Annotated in this window: 17 protein-coding genes; 7 read left to right on the top strand and 10 right to left on the bottom strand. The window is 61.6% G+C overall.

Annotated elements, in window-relative coordinates:
- Window positions 1–318 precede the first annotated feature (318 nt).
- From dsbG to dsbD, 3 genes are read right to left on the bottom strand one after another with little or no spacing between them, the layout of a single operon-like run.
- Window positions 319–1080 carry a thiol:disulfide interchange protein DsbG gene (dsbG, locus tag LRO94_RS20070; protein WP_179178637.1) on the bottom strand — a complete coding sequence of 254 codons (762 nt, stop codon included), beginning with the start codon at window positions 1078–1080 and terminating at the stop codon, window positions 319–321.
- Window positions 1056–1907, bottom strand: a complete 852-nt coding sequence (locus LRO94_RS20065; RefSeq protein WP_095185451.1) for a TlpA disulfide reductase family protein — start codon at window positions 1905–1907, stop codon at window positions 1056–1058. The genes dsbG and LRO94_RS20065 overlap by 25 nt, the downstream gene beginning before the upstream one ends.
- Window positions 1907–3634 carry a protein-disulfide reductase DsbD gene (dsbD, locus tag LRO94_RS20060; protein ID WP_122756979.1) on the bottom strand — a complete coding sequence of 576 codons (1728 nt, stop codon included), beginning with the start codon at window positions 3632–3634 and terminating at the stop codon, window positions 1907–1909. The genes LRO94_RS20065 and dsbD overlap by 1 nt, the downstream gene beginning before the upstream one ends.
- Window positions 3635–3809: 175 nt before the next feature.
- Here dsbD and LRO94_RS20055 point away from each other — a divergent pair, with 175 nt between their 5' ends.
- The 5 genes from LRO94_RS20055 (at window position 3810) to LRO94_RS20035 (ending at window position 8574) form a co-directional block, all read left to right on the top strand.
- Window positions 3810–4490 carry a response regulator gene (locus tag LRO94_RS20055; RefSeq protein WP_032887975.1) on the top strand — a complete coding sequence of 227 codons (681 nt, stop codon included), beginning with the start codon at window positions 3810–3812 and terminating at the stop codon, window positions 4488–4490.
- On the top strand, window positions 4487–5809 hold the full coding sequence (locus LRO94_RS20050) for an ATP-binding protein (protein WP_122764598.1): 1323 nt from the start codon (window positions 4487–4489) through the stop codon (window positions 5807–5809). Before LRO94_RS20055 ends, LRO94_RS20050 begins: the two co-directional genes overlap by 4 nt.
- Window positions 5810–5929: 120 nt before the next feature.
- Window positions 5930–6697: an N-acetylmuramoyl-L-alanine amidase gene (locus tag LRO94_RS20045; RefSeq protein ID WP_179178638.1), complete on the top strand. Its 768-nt coding sequence runs from the start codon at window positions 5930–5932 to the stop codon at window positions 6695–6697.
- 161 nt (window positions 6698–6858) lie between these two features.
- Window positions 6859–8271: an aspartate aminotransferase family protein gene (locus LRO94_RS20040; protein WP_179178639.1), complete on the top strand. Its 1413-nt coding sequence runs from the start codon at window positions 6859–6861 to the stop codon at window positions 8269–8271.
- 81 nt (window positions 8272–8352) lie between these two features.
- Window positions 8353–8574 carry an MbtH family protein gene (locus LRO94_RS20035; RefSeq protein ID WP_032887983.1) on the top strand — a complete coding sequence of 74 codons (222 nt, stop codon included), beginning with the start codon at window positions 8353–8355 and terminating at the stop codon, window positions 8572–8574.
- A 236-nt stretch (window positions 8575–8810) separates the two neighbouring features.
- On the opposite strand, the gene LRO94_RS20030 is transcribed toward LRO94_RS20035, so the two are convergent.
- The 7 genes from LRO94_RS20030 to minC form a co-directional block, all read right to left on the bottom strand.
- Window positions 8811–10979 (bottom strand): mechanosensitive ion channel family protein, encoded by a 2169-nt coding sequence (locus LRO94_RS20030; protein ID WP_032887985.1) that lies wholly within the window; start codon window positions 10977–10979, stop codon window positions 8811–8813.
- Between the two features lie 52 nt (window positions 10980–11031).
- The gene (locus tag LRO94_RS20025; protein ID WP_010208820.1) at window positions 11032–11208 is read right to left on the bottom strand and encodes a hypothetical protein; all 177 of its coding nucleotides are present in this window, start codon (window positions 11206–11208) and stop codon (window positions 11032–11034) included.
- Window positions 11209–11415: 207 nt separating this feature from the next.
- Entirely contained in the window at window positions 11416–12705 is a 1290-nt protein-coding gene (locus tag LRO94_RS20020) for a M18 family aminopeptidase (protein ID WP_032887987.1), read from the bottom strand.
- Window positions 12706–12877: 172 nt separating this feature from the next.
- Window positions 12878–13513 carry an RluA family pseudouridine synthase gene (locus LRO94_RS20015; RefSeq protein WP_032887988.1) on the bottom strand — a complete coding sequence of 212 codons (636 nt, stop codon included), beginning with the start codon at window positions 13511–13513 and terminating at the stop codon, window positions 12878–12880.
- 96 nt (window positions 13514–13609) lie between these two features.
- Entirely contained in the window at window positions 13610–13864 is a 255-nt protein-coding gene (minE, locus tag LRO94_RS20010) for a cell division topological specificity factor MinE (RefSeq protein ID WP_003175252.1), read from the bottom strand.
- Window positions 13865–13867: 3 nt separating this feature from the next.
- Entirely contained in the window at window positions 13868–14680 is an 813-nt protein-coding gene (gene minD, locus LRO94_RS20005) for a septum site-determining protein MinD (RefSeq protein WP_017737535.1), read from the bottom strand.
- Between the two features lie 200 nt (window positions 14681–14880).
- Complete coding sequence (gene minC, locus LRO94_RS20000; RefSeq protein ID WP_032888096.1) at window positions 14881–15618, bottom strand: septum site-determining protein MinC; 738 nt, start codon at window positions 15616–15618, stop codon at window positions 14881–14883.
- A 119-nt stretch (window positions 15619–15737) separates the two neighbouring features.
- Here minC and LRO94_RS19995 point away from each other — a divergent pair, with 119 nt between their 5' ends.
- Window positions 15738–16673: a lipid A biosynthesis lauroyl acyltransferase gene (locus LRO94_RS19995; RefSeq protein ID WP_032887990.1), complete on the top strand. Its 936-nt coding sequence runs from the start codon at window positions 15738–15740 to the stop codon at window positions 16671–16673.
- Window positions 16674–16703: 30 nt separating this feature from the next.
- A complete protein-coding gene (locus LRO94_RS19990) occupies window positions 16704–17852 on the top strand; it encodes a patatin-like phospholipase family protein (RefSeq protein WP_032887992.1) in 1149 nt (382 codons plus the stop codon).
- The last annotated feature ends 24 nt before the right edge of the window (window positions 17853–17876 follow it).

The following is a 17876-nucleotide window of genomic DNA, read 5'->3' as shown; positions in this document are numbered from 1 at the left end:
GCCTCATCGGTATCTACACAACTTTCAGTGGTCTGTGCCCCAACACTTGGCACCTCGCTTAGGCTCGGTGTGCCCGAACGAAGGCTCTGGAGCCGACCGGAGTTGGGTCTGGTGTACTGGGTTAAAAATGTGGGAGGGGGCTTGCCCCCGATGAGGGAGTGTCAGTTGATGCATCTTTGGCTGACCCACTGCTATCGGGGGCAAGCCCCCTCCCACACTTGAATGTATTCACCAATAGAAATGTGTGAACCCAAACCACTGTGGGAGGGACGGTGCGACGATTCGACTTGCCCCCGATGACGTCAGACCAGGCGCCGCTTACTTCGGTCCCATAATCTTCACCAACTTATCCGGGGACGGCGCGCCTTGCTGTTGCTGCAAGCCACCCTTGTCATCCAGGTAGAAGATCGCCGGCGTCGCCGACAGTTCGAGCTCATCCATCAACTTCATGTTGGCATCGAGCTTGGCTTCGATATCGGCCGGGATTTTCGGCAGTGCCTGCAATTTGCTGCTCTTGCCGGCGGCTTCGTGTTCTTCCAGTGCTTTTTGCGGGTCTTTGGCGGCGAACAGGGCGGCCGATTTGGCGGCGCTGTCTTCGCGGATGATGCCGACCATGATGTGGCGCAACTGCACCTTGCCGGATTTGACCCACGGCCGGGCCTGTTCCCAGAACATGTTGCAGTACGGGCAGTTGGGGTCGCTGAAGAGGTAGACGATACGCGGTGCGTTTTTGTCGCCGTCCTGGATCCAGCTGCTTTTTTCCATCTTGGCCCAGACTTCCTTAGCCATCGGCGCGTACACCAGTTTTTCCAGCGGCGCGGTGCTCAGGTCATCGCCCTGGGCGTCGTACAGGTTGCCGGCGATCACGTGTTTGCCGTCGGCGGTCAGGTACAGCGCCATGCCTCGATTCTGGTATTGCGCGGCATAGCCGGTGAGGCCGCTGGGGGCGTCGAACTTGCCGATGATCTTGGCGCCCTTGGCTTCGATCTGTTTGATCGGTGCCGGCCAGTCATCGGCGTGGGCCAGGTTGGCTGCCAGCGTCAGTGGTAAGAGGCTCAACAGGTGGCGGAGGCTTCGCATGTGGGTTTCCTTGTGGCAGCAGGGGCGGTGTCGAAGGGTTCCATGGCACGGGCCAGGCTGGCCTGGGACAACTCGCCCAAGTGGCTGTTGATGAGGCGTCCATCAGCTTGGTAGAACAAGGTGGTCGGCAGGGCCATGGAGCCCACGGCCTGGCCGAGGCGACCGCTGGCGTCAAACAGCACGTTGTCCAGGTTCAGGCCTTGGGTGGCCAGGTAGGTGCTGACGCTTTGCATGCTTTCGGCCTGGTTGACGAACAGGAAGGTCACGTCAGGGCGCATGCGCTGGGCGCTTTCCAGCACCGGCATTTCGCGGCGGCATGGCGGGCACCAGGTGGCCCACAGGTTGATGACCAGCGGTCCGCCCTGGTAGTCCGCCAGTTGCACCACTTCGCCATTGGCGTTGCGCAAGGTGATGTCTGGCAGGCGTGTGCCTTTTTCATACACGCTCAAGGACAGGCTGGTCATGCCCCAGAACAGCAGACCGGTGATGACCCCGGCGCTCAACGGCTTGCGCAGCGCCGGGCGCCGCCAGCCGTAGAGCACAGCGCCGATGAGCAGGGCGATGATGCCTGGCCAGGCGAGAAAGCCGCCGTCGCGCAGGTCGACCATCTGCAGCCAGTCGCTGCTGTAGTAACTCCAGTACATCAGCACAAAGCTGACGCGGGCCGCGAGCATGCCCAGCAGAAACAGGCTGAACAGCACTGACTCCGGGTTTTCACCACCACGCTTGGCCACGCGCCAGCCCACCAGGGTGGCGAGAATCAACGCGCTGATCAGCAGGATGTGATTCAGCGCGATGGCGAAGGTGCCGATGGTCAGGGTCAGCATCAGAGGGCGTCCCGGGTTTGCGTCCAGCGTTGCAGGAAGGCGTCGGCATTCACTTCGCCGGTGATGCGTTGTGCGCGGCGTTCTTCACCGTCGGGGCCGATCCAGACAAAGCTCGGTGGCCCCGGCACCTTGTAGCGGCCCAGCAGTTCGCGGCTGGCGGCATTGTCGGCGGTGACGTCCAGGCGCAGCAGGCGCACGTCTTTCAGTGCGTCGAGAACTGCGGGTTTGCCGAACACCTGTTTTTCCATGATCTTGCACGACACGCACCAGTCGGCGTAGTAATCCACCAGCACCCATTGGCCCTGGGCCTTGGCGCTGTCGAGTTGGTTTTGCAGCACGGCGGGGTCACTGATGGTCATGAAGGCGTCATGGGCGGAGGGCGCCCCGGCGACCTTCGCGCCGCTGTACACCTTCAGCGGTTGCCACAGGTCGTCGCTGCCACCGGCCGCACCCACCACCAGCACCGCGCCCCACAGGCCCAGCACCAGGGAGCCGGCGCCGAATACCTTGGCCGCCAGGCCGTACTCGCGGGCGAGGGTCCAACCGCAGTAGGCCATCACCAGGGCCAATGCACCCCACAGGCCGACCCACAGGCTTTCGCCAACTACCGGACGAATCATTAGCACGGCGGTGCCCAGGAACAGGAAGCCGAAGATGCCCTTGAGCACGTTCATCCAAGTGCCCGGCTTGGGCAGGAAGCGGTTGCCGACAGTCACCAGCAGCAACAACGGAATGCCGATGCCGATGCCCATGGCGAACAGGATCAAGCCACCGTGCAGCGCGTTGCCGCTTTGGGCGATATACAGCAGGGCGCCAGCCAGGGGCGCGGTCATGCACGGGCCGACCAGCAGGCCGGACAGCGCGCCAAGCACACCGGCACCGATCAGGCTGCCACCGCTTTGCTGGCGGCTGACGTTGTCCAGTCGGTCGCGCAGGAAGGCGGGCAGTTGCAGTTCAAAGAAGCCGAACATCGGCAGGGCGAGCAGCACAAACAGAGCGGCGAAACTGCCCAATATCCACGGCGTTTGCAGCAGGGCGGCGAGGTTGGCGCCGAGCAACGCAGCCAGTACACCCAGCGCGGCATACACCAGCGCCATGCACACTACGTAGCTGCTGGCCAAGGCAAAACCACGGCGAGGGCTGGCGCCGCTGCCCACCACCAGACCGGCGAGGATCGGCAGCATCGGCAACGAACACGGTGCAAACGCCAACAGCAGGCCCAGGCCGAAGAACACCAGCAGGCTCCAACCCAGGCTGCGCTGTTGCAGGCCGCTGGCCAGGCTCTGGTCCTGGGCTTGAGCGGTGGCCGCTACGGCAGGATTGCCACCCAGGTCCACGGTGATCGACTGCGGTGGGTAGCACAGGCCAGCATCGGCGCAGCCCTGCCAGCCCAGCTTGATCTGGCCGGTGGCGCCAGCAGGGAGCTTCACTTCCAGGCCCTGGCGGTACACTTCCTGCTCGCCGAAGAACTCATCGCTATGGGCTTCACCTTGCGGCAGTGCCGGCTGTGCGGTCAGGCCCTCGAACTTCATGCGCTGCTTGTACAGGTAATAACCGTCGGCAATCTGCCAATACAGCTGGGTCTCGCCACTTTCAAGACGTTCGGAGGTAAAGGTGAAAGCTTTGCCCACCGGGAGGAAATCGGGTTTGGTCTCAAACGGGTTGCCCGGCGCGGCTTGGGCCAACCCGGCGAACAACACCAGCAGAAAGGTAAAAAGATGCCGCATGGTCAAGCCTTAGTCCGATACAAGTGAGGCACACAATGTGTGGCGTTGATTAACCGATGATTAACCGGCGCTATTCTAAAGTGTAGGGATTATCTGAGCTTGCCTCTTTTCACGGCATAATCTGCGCTTAATCCGCTGCACCTTTAATCACCCCATCTTTTATGAAGGGTTCACCATGCACGTACTGGTCTGTGAAGACGACGAACTGATCGCCAGCGGCATCGTGGCCGGCCTCACCGCCCAGGGTTTTACCGTCGAGCGCGTGGCTACGGCTGCGGCTGCTCGGGCGATGCTCAAAGCGGCGACTTTCGACATCATGGTGCTCGACCTCGGCCTGCCCGACGAAGACGGCCTCAAGCTGTTGCAGCAACTGCGCAGCCAGGGCCTGGAGATTCCGGTGCTGATCCTCACCGCGCGGGACTCGGTGACCAACCGCGTCGACGGCCTGCAAGCCGGCGCCGATGACTACCTGCTCAAACCCTTCGACTTGCGCGAATTAGCTGCCCGCCTGCAAACCCTGCTGCGCCGGATGGCAGGGCGCAGCGTCAACTTGATCGAACACGGCCGGTTGACCTATGACCCCAGCAGCCGTGAAACCCTGTTGGGTGGCCAGCCGGTGGATTTGTCCCGGCGTGAGCAGGCGCTGTTGCAGGCCCTGCTGCACAACAAGGGCCGTGTGCTGTCCAGCGAGCAGCTCAAGGACAGCGTCTACGGCTTTAACGATGAGCTGGAAAGCAACGCACTCAACGTGCATATCCACCACCTGCGGCGCAAATTGGGCAATGGCATTGTCGAGACCGTGCGTGGTCTGGGCTATCGCCTGGGCCCGGCGGATGATGGAGAGAACGTTTCGTGAAGAGCCTGCGCCTGCGCCTGACGTTCAAGCTCGGCGCCGCATTCGTGTTGATCTGGGCCCTGGCAGCGGCCTGGATGCTCAACGACCTGCGCAACCAGATGATGTTCTCTCTCGACCAGCGCCTGGTAGCGTCGGCGCGCATGGTGGCGGGGCTGACCGAGCAGATGCCGGGCCTGGCCAGTGTCAGCGGCGGCGCGCATTTCAGTGCCGAGCAACTGCATGTGCCGGGCGGCATGGCCTGCCAGGTCAGCTCCTTGCGCGGGGAAATCCTCGCGCGCAGCCACACCACGCCGGATCAGGGCCTGGAGTCCCAACGCAGCGGTTTTCGCGACCAAGAGATCGACGGCGTGGGCTGGCGCAGCTTTACCCTGTCCCGTGGCGATCTGCTGATCACCACCGCCGACCGCCAGGTGGAGCGCGAGGCGTTGAATATGTCGATCCTGCTGGCGGCATCGGTGCCGGTGGGCGTGGCCATGCTCGGTTGCCTGTGCCTGCTGTGGTTGGGCATTGGCCAGAGCCTGCTGCCGCTCAACCGTATGCGCGATGCGCTGATGCGGCGCAGTGCGGACTCTCTCGAACCCCTGCAGATCCACCCGCTGCCCAGCGAACTCAAACCGCTGCTCGACACCCAGAACCAACTGTTGCAGCGTATCGCCAAGACCATTGAGCGCGAACGTCGCCTCACTGGCGACGCGGCCCACGAACTGCGCAGCCCGCTGACGGCGATCAAGACCCACCTGCAAGTGGCGCGCATGACCGAAGGCGCGGCCCGCGACCAGTCCCTGGCCCACGCCGAGGAGGGCGCCGATCGCCTGCATCGCACCCTGGAACAATTGCTGTTGCTGGCGCGAGTGGAAGGCAGCCTGTCGTTTGACGATGGCGTGCAGTCCAGCGCCGAAGACGTCGCACGGCTGGCGATCCAGGATGCCAATGCTGGCGATAACTCACGCATCGACCTGATCCTGCCGGACAACCTTTCCAGCGCTCCGGTGGAAATGCCCGTCGGCCTGGCGGTTGCGGCCCTGCGCAATCTGCTGGACAACGCCTTGCGCCACACCCCGGCGGACACTCGCGTGGAACTCAGTCTGTTCACCCAGGCAGGCAACGTGGTGTTTCGCGTGCGTGACCACGGCAAGCAGATTTCCAGCGAAGACCTGCAGTACTTGACCCAACGCTTCTGGCGTAATGGCAACAGCGAAGGCTGCGGCCTGGGCTTGGCAATCGTGCAAGCGATTGTGCAGCGCTGTTCCTGCTCGTTGACGTTCGACAGCCAGGCGGATGGCCTGCGCGTCGAGCTGGGTATGCCGTTGCGGCGCTGATCTTTTTTCATCTGCCAAATAGTTACCGCCCTCTTGAAGTTCAGCGCTTCAGGATGGCGGTAATTTTTTTGCACTTGAACGGGCCGAAGGACTCGGCCTGTACTGAAAAGGACAGTTCTTATGTTAGTCATCGATACCACTTTTCCTGCCAAAGGCTTCAATGAACGCAACGGTGAAACCGTGCGACAGTTGATCCTGCATTACACCGCAGCTCCCTTCACATCCTCCTTGCAGACGCTGACGCAGGAGGGGGTCAGCGCTCACTATCTTTTGCCCGACCCGGATGAGCCTGGTTACCGCGCTGCCGGGTATGACGAACTGCGCGCGTTTCGCCTGGTGGATGAAACCAAGTCTGCGTGGCATGCCGGTGCGAGCCAATGGGCAGGGCGGGATAACCTCAATAGCCGCTCCATTGGCATCGAGATCGTCAACCTGGCACGGGACGATGCGGGTGTCTTTATCTTTCCTGAGTACTCGCACGAACAGATTGAAGTGTTGAGTGCATTGGTGCGCGACATCCTCGGACGCTACCCGCAGATCGGCCCGACCGACATTCTCGGGCATTCGGACGTGGCCTATTGGCGCAAGAGTGATCCAGGGCCTCGACTGCCTTGGCGGTGCTTGTACGACGCCGGTGTAGGTGCCTGGTTCGATGAGGCGGCGCGGACGATGTATCAACGCCGATTTTGTGTAGGGCTGCCGCCGGAAGTGGAAGTGGAGCGTGCGTTTCAGCGATATGGGTATAGACCGGCGCAGAATCGACAGGCGTTTGAGCTGCGCACGCGGGCGTTTCAGATGCACTTTCGGCCGGGGGATTATCGTGGCGTATTGGATGCCGAGACGTGCGCGATCCTGTATGCCTTGAATGAGAAATACCGAGGACTTTGACGCAGAGCACCGTTCAACGGCATCAGTTAACGATCACCAGCCCTAAATCCCTCAGCCGCTGATGCGTTTCCAGAACAGGAAATCCGTGCGCATGCCCTTGGGCCAGACGCCAACGGATTGGCAGTTTGGTCACCATCATCAGCGTATTGAGGGATAGAGAGATGTCTGTCGCTACCAGCCGTATCGAAAGCGCCCCAGTGCATGTCAGCCCGGCGCCTGTGGAAACGCTCTACCAGTTCGACGAAACACCGCTGCTGGCCCGTCAGCGCCAGCAGGAATCCAATGCGCGCAGTTATCCGCGGCGTATCCCTTTGGCGCTCAAACGCGCCAAGGGCATCTACGTGGAAGACGTGGAAGGCCGCCAGTTCATCGACTGCCTGGCCGGGGCCGGTACCCTGGCGCTGGGGCATAACCACCCGGTGGTGATCGACGCTATCCAGCAAGTGCTGAGTGATGAGCTGCCGTTGCACACCCTCGACCTGACTACGCCGGTCAAGGATCAATTCGTGCAGGACTTGTTCGGTCTGTTGCCGGCCGAGTTGGCGCGGGAAGCCAAGATCCAGTTTTGCGGGCCCACTGGCACCGATGCGGTGGAAGCCGCGCTGAAACTGGTCCGTACCGCCACAGGGCGCAGCACCTTGCTGTCGTTCCAGGGCGGTTATCACGGCATGAGCCAAGGCGCTTTGAGCCTGATGGGCAGCCTGGGGCCGAAGAAGCCCTTGGGGGCGTTGCTTGGCAATGGCGTGCAGTTCCTGCCGTATCCCTACGATTACCGCTGCCCGTTTGGTCTGGGCGGTGCGCAAGGTGTGCGGGTCAACCTGCACTACCTGGAAAACCTGCTTAACGACCCGGAAGCTGGCGTGTTGCTGCCGGCAGCGGTGATTGTTGAAGTGGTGCAGGGTGAAGGCGGCGTAATCCCGGCCGACCTCGACTGGCTGCGCGGCCTGCGACGCATCACCGAACAGGCGGGTGTGGCGTTGATTGTCGACGAAATCCAGAGCGGTTTTGGCCGCACCGGCAAGATGTTCGCCTTCGAACACGCGGGCATCATTCCGGATGTGGTGGTGATGTCCAAGGCCATCGGCGGCAGCTTGCCGTTGGCGGTGGTGGTGTACCGCGACTGGCTCGACACCTGGCTGCCGGGCGCCCATGCCGGCACGTTCCGTGGCAATCAAATGGCTATGGCGGCGGGTTCGGCGGTGATGCGCTACCTCAAGGAACACGACCTGCCCGGCCACGCAACAGTTATGGGCGAGCGCCTCGGCGAACACCTGCGCATTCTGCAACGCGACTTCCCGCAGTTGGGGGATATTCGCGGTCGCGGGCTGATGCTCGGTGTGGAACTGGTCGACCCGGACGGCACCCTCGATACCCAGGGCCACCCTCCGGTGCACCGCCAATTGGCGCCGCTGGTACAGCGCGAGTGCCTCAAGCGCGGGCTGATCCTGGAACTGGGTGGTCGCCATGGCAGCGTGGTGCGCTTCCTGCCGCCGCTGGTGATCACCGCCGCTGAAGTCGACCGTGTGGCCGAGATCTTCGGGCGTGCCCTGGCAGCCGCCGTGGACAGCCTCTAATTTTTCGACGGCTTGGTACGTTTCTACAGATATCAGTGCTGCGCGTGGTGCGCAGCCAGCTTTTTGCGATGGAGAACAGCAATGACCTCAGTATTTGACCGCGACGACATCCTGTTTCAGGTAGTGGTCAACCATGAAGAACAGTATTCCATCTGGCCAGACTACAAGGTCGTGCCGGAAGGCTGGCGCACCGTGGGCAAGAGCGGCATGAAGAAAGAGTGCCTGGCCTACATCGAAGAAACCTGGACTGATATGCGCCCGTTGAGCTTGCGCCAGAAGATGGATGGAGCAGCGCTCGTTTAAACATGGCGGTTTGTGTCTGGTAATCAGGCTCTATGGGGTGAGCGCGCTTATTGTGGCAAGCGGGCCTGGTGCGGTGAGCGGGCTTGCCCCGCGCTGGGCTGCAAAGCAGCCCCACTCCAGCCACTGAGTTGTATCAGATACACCGCATTCCACCCGTTCAGGACCGCTTCGCGCTCCAGCGCGCGGCAGGCCCGCTCACCACAACAAGCCGCTCGGCAAAGGTGGGTGCGGCTGCTTCAAGCGTCCTTCTCTTTCTCCAACCCACCCGAAGCTCCCGTCACCACCTGCACACTCAATCGAGGCGTGGCCAGATCCAACCCGGCCTCGTCCAGATGCCGTTTCAGCGACAGGTTGAACGCCCGTGACACTTCCCATTGCTTGATCGGCGCCGTCTTGAACCGGGCGCGCAGGATCGCGCTGCCTGACTCAAAGCTTTCCACCCCCTGGATCTCCAGCGGCGACCAGATATTGCGGCGCTGCAGCGGGTCATTGCGCATTTTTTGGCCGACATCACGGATCAGCTTGATCGCGTTATCAATGTCCATGTTGTACGGAATTGCCACCCGGAAGATCGCGTAGCCGAACTCTCGCGAGTAGTTCTTGATGCTCTTGATCTCGCTGAACGGAATGGTGTGCACAATCCCGTCGATGTCGCGCAGGCGCACGGTGCGGATGGTCAGGCCCTCGACGGTGCCGAGGTGGCCGCCTACATCCACGTAATCATCAATCGCCAGGGAATCTTCGATGATGATGAACAGGCCGGTGATCAAGTCTGCCACCAGCGACTGCGCACCAAAACCGATGGCCAGGCCGATCACACCGGCACCCGCCAGCAGCGGTGTGACGTTCATGCCCATATTCGCCAGGGCGACGATGGCGGCAATGATGAAGATCGTCACGAACAGCACGTTGCGGATCAACGGCATCATGGTCTGCGCCCGCGCATTGGCCAGGCCTTTGCGCGAGCGGGTGAGGGCGTGGTGGATCGCCGTGTCGCTGAGGATCCAGATCAGCCAGGCGAACAGCAGCGTACCGGCCAGGCCGAACAGTTTGACCGCGATTTCATGCCCCTCGCCTTCGGCAAAGCCAATCAGCGACAGGCCCCAGACCCGCAGGCCCAGCTCGATAAACACCAGCCATACCGCCAGGTGGGCCAGGGTGTAGATGAAGCTTTTCAGGCGCTCGGAGTACAGCGCATGGCGCTTGTGCCCGCGTTGCGGCTTGAGAGCATGGCGGCGTACCAGACCGTTGATGACCATGCACAACACCAGCAACACCGTGCACAGCAGCGATTGGCGCAGGGCGGTGCTGGTGTCGCCGGCAGAGACGAACGTGGCAAACAGCGAAATGCCCACCAGCAGCAAGGCCGGGAGGTACCAGAACGAACCGATGATCGAGAGGGTGTCGCTGAGGGCGCGACGGGTGAGGCGGCGCGACAGTGGTTGGTTGCGTATCAGGTGGGCGATCGGGCGGCGAAACCGCAGGATAAACACGCCGGTGGACAACGCCGCCATCACATTGGCGACGGTTGCGGCGGTGTGAGACAGGTGTTGGCCGAGTGCGGTTACCAGGCGTGGGTCGCTCAGGGCTTCACCAAAAGCGGCAAAGCTGCCGATCCACCACAGCGGACGAAAGGCCTGGTGCCGCAGGATATACAGCGCACGATGGCGGTGCGGGCCGTCGAGCAAAGAGAACGCGATCACGCAGATGGCTGAGAAACAGGTACCGACCACCAGCGCGTAAGCCAACACCATCGCCAGGGATTTACCCAGGGAAGAGGGCAGTGCGTAGCTCATGTACACGGTGATCACCAGCGCGATCAGCCACGGCCCCAGTTTGCGCAGGGCAAAGCGCACCATGTCCCAGGTGCGCGGGTGTTGCGGCAGTTCTTCAGGCAGGCCGAACCGTTCGCGGACGCGGTGGCTGAGCCATATCAGCACGTAGGCCAGCAGGCTCCACACCGCGAGAATAAGCGCAAAGCCAAAAATGATTGGCAGCCATTCGTTGGCTGGCAGCATCAAGGCGTCGAGTTCGTCCTTGGCCTGGTCGATCTCATCGGACCAACGCCCCAGCGGGCTGTCGTTGCCGGAGAACTGTTGCTCCAGGGTCGACAGCGTGCTGCCGATCAGCCCAAGCACGCCCTGTTCGGCGGCCGGCTGGGCTTTTTGTGTGGCGGCGCGGAGTTTTTTCAGATCGCTGAGCAGTTGGGTGCGCTGCTGGTCGTTTTCCAGGGTCTTGATCACCTCGTCCAGCGATTGGCCGAGGGGCACTTCTGCCTGGGGCTGGGACTTGTTAGTGCTGCCGAGCAGGCCGGGCAAACCGACTGCTTGGGCAGAAGTAAGCGGCAGCAGGGTGAACAGGGCGATCAGCAGGTAGCAGGGCAGGGCAAACAGACGGGAAAGCACGAGGCGGTCAACCTTGGAAACGACGGGTTGAGCGAGTGTACGAGTGCACGCGTCATTCGGCCAGTTTGGCGAGGATCTTGTACACCACGGTGCCCAGGATCAGCAGCATACCGATCCACATGCCGAACACGCCGAGGGGCTTGTCGCGAAAGTTGAAGCCGACCGCGAGCATGATCATGCCGATCAGAATAGGGATAAGCATGGCGTGGAAGGAGGACATGGAGATCATGGTGCGACGGCCTTGTCGGAGTGGGAATACTGACAAGTCTAGGTCGGATTGCGGGAAGTGCAGATGATGCAGATCAGGTGTACGCAAAACCAAATGCGGGAGGGGGCTTGCCCTCGATAGCGGTCTGTCAGTCAGCTTGTTTTTAGCTGACCCACCGCATCGGGGGCAAGCCCCCTCCCACATTTCTGGCTGTATTCAGCCTTTGGATCAGGGCAGGTCGCGACTGGCGTAGAACGCACCCAGTACCTTCACCAGATGCGCCAGGTCATGGCTGCCGCACAGTTCACGAATGGAGTGCATGGCAAACGTCGGCAGGCCGATGTCCACGGTACGCACGCCCAGGTGGCTGGCGGTGATCGGGCCGATGGTCGAGCCGCAGCCCATGTCGCTGCGCACCACAAAGCTCTGTACCGGCACTTCTTCGGCCATGCACAGGTGGCGGAAGAACCCGGCGGTTTCGCTGTTGGTCGCGTAGCGCTGGTTGCTGTTGACCTTGATTACCGGGCCGGCATTGAGCTTGGGGCCGTGGTTGGCGTCGTGCTTGTCGGCGTAGTTCGGGTGCACACCGTGGGCATTGTCCGCCGATACCAACAGGGATTTCTGAATGGTACGTACGAATTCATCACCTTCCGGCAACAGGCGTCGCAGGGTCTGTTCCAGCATCGGGCCATCGGCACCGCAGGCCGAGCAGGAACCGACTTCTTCGTGGTCGTTGCACACCAGTACGCAGGTTTCGTCGGTCTCGCTGGTAAGCAGGGCTTGCAGGCCGGCGTAGCACGACAATAGGTTGTCGAGGCGCGCGCCGGCGATGAAGTCGCCATTGAGGCCAATTACAGCTGCACTCTGGGTGTCGTAGAAGCTCAGCTCGTAATCGAGCACCACATCAGCGTTCAACCCGTGCTCGCGCGCCAGTTGCTCGGTGAGCACGGCTCGGAAGTCCACGCGCTCGTCACCGGCAAACTGCGCGAGGATCGGTGGCAGTTCGGTCTGGGCGTTGATTGCCCAGCCCTGGTTGGCTTCGCGGTTCAGGTGAATGGCCAGGTTCGGGATGATGGCGATGGGCAGCTTGAAGTCGATCAGTTGGCTTTCGACTTTGCCGTCGCGGCGGAACGTCACGCGGCCTGCCAGGGACAAGTCGCGGTCAAACCACGGCGCCAGCAAGGCGCCGCCGTAGACTTCCACTCCCAACTGCCAGAAGCCCTGGCGTTGCAGCTCGGGCTGGGGCTTGACCCGCAGGCACGGGCTGTCGGTATGGGCGCCCACCAGGCGAATCCCGCCCTGCAGCGGCGAGTGACGGCCGAGCTTGAAGGCGATGATCGAGGAGTCGTTGCGGGTCACGTAGTAGCGACCGTTGGCTTCGGTGGCCCAGGTTTCGCGCTCGTCGAGACGCTGGTAACCGGCCGCTTCCAGGCGCTGGGCCAGGGCGGCAGTGGCATGAAAAGGAGTAGGGGAGGCCTTGAGGAAGTCGATCAGGCCTTGATTCAACGCTTCGCGCATAAATAGCTCCAGACAGCAATGCGCGGAGTTTACCGTTCGGTGACGGGAAGTGCACAGTACAAATGTGGGAGGGGGCTTGCCCCCGATTGCAGTGGGTCAGTCAACAATACAGTGACTGATTCTCCGCCATCGGGGGCAAGCCCCCTCCCACATTTGTTCTGTGTTCACAGCTTTAGAAGGGCGCTGGGCACTCGAAGCGCAAACGCTCGCCACTCTGCGGATGAGTAAAGCTCAGCATGCTTGCGTGCAAGCACAGGCGCGGCCACGCAGCCAGGGCTTGCTCATGGGCATACAGGCCGTCGCCGAGCAATGGATGACCGATCGACAGCATGTGCACGCGCAACTGGTGTGAGCGCCCGGTGATCGGCGTCAGCTCCACACGGCACCAGTCGCCGCAACGTTCCAGCACCTTCCAGAAGGTCATCGCGTGTTTGCCGAACTCGTGATCCACCACATGCCGTGGTTTGGTCGGCGGGTCGTAGCGCAAGGGCAGATCAATGCTGCCGCTGTCGAGTTCCGGCTGGCCCCAGGCCAATGCGGTGTAGGCCTTCTCGGTTTCACGGTCGTGAAACTGGCGGGACAGTTCGCGATGGGTATCGGCATCCCGGGCGAGCAGGATGATCCCCGAGGTTTCCCAGTCCAGGCGATGGACGATGCGGGCTTCGGGGTAGCCGTTTTCCTGCAGGCGGGTGATCAGGCAGTCCTTGTTGTCGTCGGCGCGGCCAGGCACCGAGAGCAGCAGGGTCGGCTTGTTCACCACCAAGACAGCGTCGTCCTGATGCAGGATATGGATATTGGACAGCGGCATTAAACAGCCTCGTAACAAACGCCAACGGCGGCTCGCCCACCCGGTTCCCGCTATGGGATCAAGGTGTGCGAGCCGCCGTGGCGGCCGCCTGTTCGATCAACGATCAGGCAGGGTGATATTGAGTTCCAGAATCGAGCAGCTGCCGTCATTTTCCAGAGCGACATGCACGTCATCGTTGCCGATGTTGACGTACTTGCGGATCACCTCGACCAGTTCCTTCTGCAAGGCTGGCAGGTAGTCCGGGGTGCTGCGTTGGCCGCGTTCGTGCGCCACGATGATCTGTAGACGCTCTTTCGCGACCGACGCGGTGCTTGGCTTTTTGTTGGCGCGAAAGAAGTCGAGAAATTTCATTGTTTAGTTGCCTCCAAAGATACGCTCGAAGAATCCCTTCTTCTTAACATCGAGGAAGCGATGTTCCACGGTCTTGCCCAGCAAGCGATCAACCGCATCGCTGTACGCCTGGCCGGCGTCGCTCTGGTCGTCAAGAATAACCGGGACACCCTGGTTGGAAGCCTTCAGGACGGCCTGGGATTCCGGGATCACGCCCAGCAGGGTCACCGCGAGGATGTCCTTGACGTCCTCGACACCGAGCATTTCGCCGTTGCTGACGCGCTCAGGGTTGTAGCGGGTGAGCAGCAGGTGCTCCTTGATCGGGTCTTCACCTTTCTCTGCGCGCTGGGACTTGCTGGCCAGCAGGCCGAGCATGCGGTCCGAGTCACGTACGGAGGACACTTCCGGGTTGGTTACCACGATGGCTTCATCGGCGAAGTACATCGCCAAATGAGCACCGGTTTCGATGCCGGCCGGGGAGTCGCAGACGACGTATTCGAAGGTTTCCTTCAGTTCAGCGAGGACTTTGCCTACGCCTTCTTTGGTCAACGCATCTTTGTCACGGGTCTGGCTGGCGGCCAGTACGTACAGGTTCTCAAGGCGCTTGTCCTTGATCAGGGCCTGTTGCAGGTTGGCTTCGCCGTTCACCACGTTGACGAAGTCGTACACCACACGGCGTTCGCAGCCCATGATCAGGTCGAGGTTACGCAAACCGACGTCGAAGTCGACGATGACTGTCTTGTGGCCGCGCAGAGCGAGGCCGGTACCGATAGCGGCGCTGGTGGTGGTCTTACCCACACCACCCTTGCCGGATGTAACCACGAGAATCTTGGCCAAGGTGTTTCACCCCTAAGGAAAAAGGACTTTTCAGTCCCTGAAAAACATCTCTTGGAACTCGCTGCAGGCGGACGGTCTTTGTAGGAAAAAGACGGGTTAGCGTAGGAAAAACGCCAACCTTCAGATGTTCCTACACAAGTATTGCCGGTTTCGCTGTGCTATCAGAGTCTAGAGATGCTTGGAAAATGCGGCAGTATCCGTTAAAGACGGATGATGTTCAACACATCGCCCGACAGGCTGACCTGCACCCCGGCCCCCCACAGCGGATCACGGCGCAAATCTTCGGAAACCTTGTACTGGCCTGCGATGGACACTAGCTCAGCGGTCAACTGCTGGCAAAAAATACGGGCCTTGGTATCACCCTTGATGCCGGCGAGGGCACGTCCGCGCATCGGGCCGTATACATGGATGTTGCCATCGGCGAGAAGTTCCGCGCCGGGACTGACCGAGGAGATGACAACCAAGTCGCCGCCCTGGGCGTAAATTTGCTGCCCACCGCGTACGGGAGAGGTGATGATCTTTGTAGGCTTTATCGTCGGCTCCGGTGGTTTTTCCGGTTTTTTCTTCTCTTCACCGACCAATGGTTCGAGCGGACGCTCGCGTGCGCCGGACGGTGGCAGTACTGGCAGTTCAATGGCGATGGCCGCGGCAATGTCTTCGATACGGCTGGCACGAATGGCCAGAGTGCGCAGGCCATGGGAGCGGCACACGCGCATCAGGCCAGGCAGATCGACAGCGCCCTGGCCGGCCGGCAGTTTGTCCAGGGCCAGCACCAGCGGGGCGTTGTTGAAGAAGTTTGGCGCCAGGGCGACCTTGGCGGCGAGTTGGCGGTCCAGGGCGTCGAGGTCGTTACGGGCGAGTTCCAGCACGGTGATGGCGAGCATGCTGCCTTTCAGCTGGAACACGGGATCTTGGTCTAGCGGTTCGGTTTGGCTCATGGTCGGCATAAAGCGGCTTGTCACGAAAAGTGTCGAGACTTATAACGAGAACATCCACTGGCCGCAAGCCGGGTCGAACCGTTGTAGAATGCGCGGCCCTGTCTTTACCGGAATCTGTAATGGATCGCCCGCGTTTTCGAGCTGCATTTTTTCACCCGCGTTTCTGGCTGCTATGGCTTGGGCTCGGCCTGCTGTGGCTGGTCACCCAATTGCCATACCGCGCGCTGCTGGCCATTGGTCGGTTACTGGGCGCGGGTATGTACCGTGTGGCCAGCGAGCGTCGCCGCATCGCCGCGCGTAACCTGGAACTGTGCTTCCCGGAAAAAACCGCTAAAGAGCGTAAGCAGCTGCTCAAGGAAAACTTTGCCTCCACGGGCATCGCCTTCTTTGAAATGGCCATGAGTTGGTGGTGGTCGCGCCAGCGCCTGTCGCGTCTGGCCCATGTCGAAGGCCTGGAGCACCTCAAGCAGGCCCAACTCGATGGCAAGGGCGTGATCCTCATGGCCCTGCATTTCACCACCCTGGAAATCGGCGCGGCGCTGTTGGGCCAAAAGCACACCATTGATGGGATGTACCGCGAGCACGGCAATCCGTTGTTCGACTTTATCCAGCGCCGTGGCCGCGAGCGCCACAACCTTGATTCCCTGGCCATCGAGCGCGAAGACGTGCGCGGCATGCTTAAGCTGCTGCGCGCCGGCCGCGCCATCTGGTACGCACCTGACCAGGACTATGGCGCCAAGCAAAGTATTTTCGTACCGCTGTTCGGTATCCAGGCCGCCACCGTCACCGCCACCAGCAAGTTCGCCCGCCTGGGCAAGGCGCTGGTGGTGCCGTTCACCCAGGAGCGCCTGGCCGACGGCAGTGGTTACCGCCTGGTGATCCATCCGCCGTTGACCGACTTTCCCGGCGAAAGCGATGAGGTGGACTGCCTGCGCATCAACCAGTGGGTCGAAACCTCTGTACGCGAATGCCCCGAGCAATACCTGTGGACCCACCGCCGTTTCAAGAGCCGGCCACCGGGCGAACCCAAGTTGTACGAAAAAAGCCGCCGATAAGGTGAGATTTTCCCCACACGGAGTGATGCGATGCGCCCAGCTGAACCGGTAACAGGCTTGATTCTTTCCGGCGGCGGGGCGCGAGCGGCGTATCAGGTGGGTGTTTTGGCGGCGATTGCCGAGCTGTTGCCACCAGGGGCACCCAACCCGTTTCCGGTGATCGTCGGCACCTCGGCCGGGGCGATCAATGCGGTGACACTGGCCAGTGGCGCGATGGATTTCACGGCGGCGATCCAGCGTCTTACTGCCTTTTGGCAGGGCTTTCGCAGCCATCTGGTGTTGCGCAGTGATTGGCCGGGGGTTATTCGCCAGGCGAGTCGTTTCCTCATCCACAGCCTGTTGGGCCTGGGCGCGCAAGTGCCGGTAGCGTTGCTTAATAGCTCTCCGCTGCGGGACTTGTTGCAAGAGCGCCTGAACCTGGGCGGCATCGACGAAGCCATCCGAAACAAGCATTTGCACGCGGTGGCGGTCACCGCGTTCGGCTATGAATCCGGGCAGGCGGTGACCTTCTATCAAGGTGGCGGCACCATTGATGCGTGGTTGCGCCATCGGCGTATCGGCGTCCCGACGCAACTGACGGTTGAGCACCTGCTGGCCAGTTCAGCGATCCCTTTGCTGTTTGCCCCGGTGAAACTCGACCAGGAATATTTCGGTGACGGTGCGGTGCGCCAATCAGCCCCGATCAGCCCGGCGCTGCACCTGGGGGCGACCCGCGTGCTGGTGGTGGGCGTCAGCGGCAACCCGCGGGGCAACGAGCCGTCGGTGCAGCGCACCTACACCGGTCAGGAACCGACCCTGGCCCAGATCGGTGGGCACATGCTCAACAGCACGTTCATCGACAGCCTGGAAAGTGATATCGAATTGCTGGAGCGTCTGAACCAGTTCAGCCATCACCAGCCAGCCGACAGCGCGGCCCGAGGCCTGGCACCGGTGGAAGTGCTGGTGATTGCGCCAAGCCAGCCGATCGATGAAATCGCGGCAAGGCATCGGCAGGAATTGCCGGCGGCGTTGCGGTTGTTCTTGCGTGGGCCGGGGGCGACCAAGACGAGCGGGGCGGGGGTGCTGAGTTACTTGCTGTTCGAGGCGGGGTATTGCAGCGAGTTGATTGAGTTGGGCAGAAAAGATGCGCTGGCCAAGCGTGAGGAGATCATGCGGTTTTTGGGCCTGCCGCCTATCTGAATGTGGGAGGGAGCTTGCTCCCGA

Origin of the sequence: Pseudomonas sivasensis (assembly GCF_021391435.1) — a bacterium.
In the GTDB taxonomy this organism is placed as follows: Bacteria; Pseudomonadota; Gammaproteobacteria; order Pseudomonadales; family Pseudomonadaceae; genus Aquipseudomonas; species Aquipseudomonas sivasensis.
Note: the sequence above shows the minus strand (reverse complement) of the source record. Positions and strands in the feature narration are given on the sequence as shown.

Coding starts and splice junctions, on each gene's coding strand:
- minC (WP_032888096.1), bottom strand. CDS start 15,618: ATGAGCCAAACCGAACCGCTAGACCAAGATCCCGTGTTCCAGCTGAAA.
- LRO94_RS20020 (WP_032887987.1), bottom strand. CDS start 12,705: ATGCGCGAAGCGTTGAATCAAGGCCTGATCGACTTCCTCAAGGCCTCC.
- dsbD (WP_122756979.1), bottom strand. CDS start 3,634: ATGCGGCATCTTTTTACCTTTCTGCTGGTGTTGTTCGCCGGGTTGGCC.
- LRO94_RS20065 (WP_095185451.1), bottom strand. CDS start 1,907: ATGCTGACCCTGACCATCGGCACCTTCGCCATCGCGCTGAATCACATC.
- LRO94_RS19990 (WP_032887992.1), top strand. CDS start 16,704: ATGCGCCCAGCTGAACCGGTAACAGGCTTGATTCTTTCCGGCGGCGGG.
- LRO94_RS20025 (WP_010208820.1), bottom strand. CDS start 11,208: ATGATCTCCATGTCCTCCTTCCACGCCATGCTTATCCCTATTCTGATC.
- LRO94_RS20045 (WP_179178638.1), top strand. CDS start 5,930: ATGTTAGTCATCGATACCACTTTTCCTGCCAAAGGCTTCAATGAACGC.
- LRO94_RS20015 (WP_032887988.1), bottom strand. CDS start 13,513: ATGCCGCTGTCCAATATCCATATCCTGCATCAGGACGACGCTGTCTTG.
- LRO94_RS20040 (WP_179178639.1), top strand. CDS start 6,859: ATGTCTGTCGCTACCAGCCGTATCGAAAGCGCCCCAGTGCATGTCAGC.
- LRO94_RS20055 (WP_032887975.1), top strand. CDS start 3,810: ATGCACGTACTGGTCTGTGAAGACGACGAACTGATCGCCAGCGGCATC.
- LRO94_RS19995 (WP_032887990.1), top strand. CDS start 15,738: ATGGATCGCCCGCGTTTTCGAGCTGCATTTTTTCACCCGCGTTTCTGG.
- dsbG (WP_179178637.1), bottom strand. CDS start 1,080: ATGCGAAGCCTCCGCCACCTGTTGAGCCTCTTACCACTGACGCTGGCA.
- minE (WP_003175252.1), bottom strand. CDS start 13,864: ATGAAATTTCTCGACTTCTTTCGCGCCAACAAAAAGCCAAGCACCGCG.
- LRO94_RS20035 (WP_032887983.1), top strand. CDS start 8,353: ATGACCTCAGTATTTGACCGCGACGACATCCTGTTTCAGGTAGTGGTC.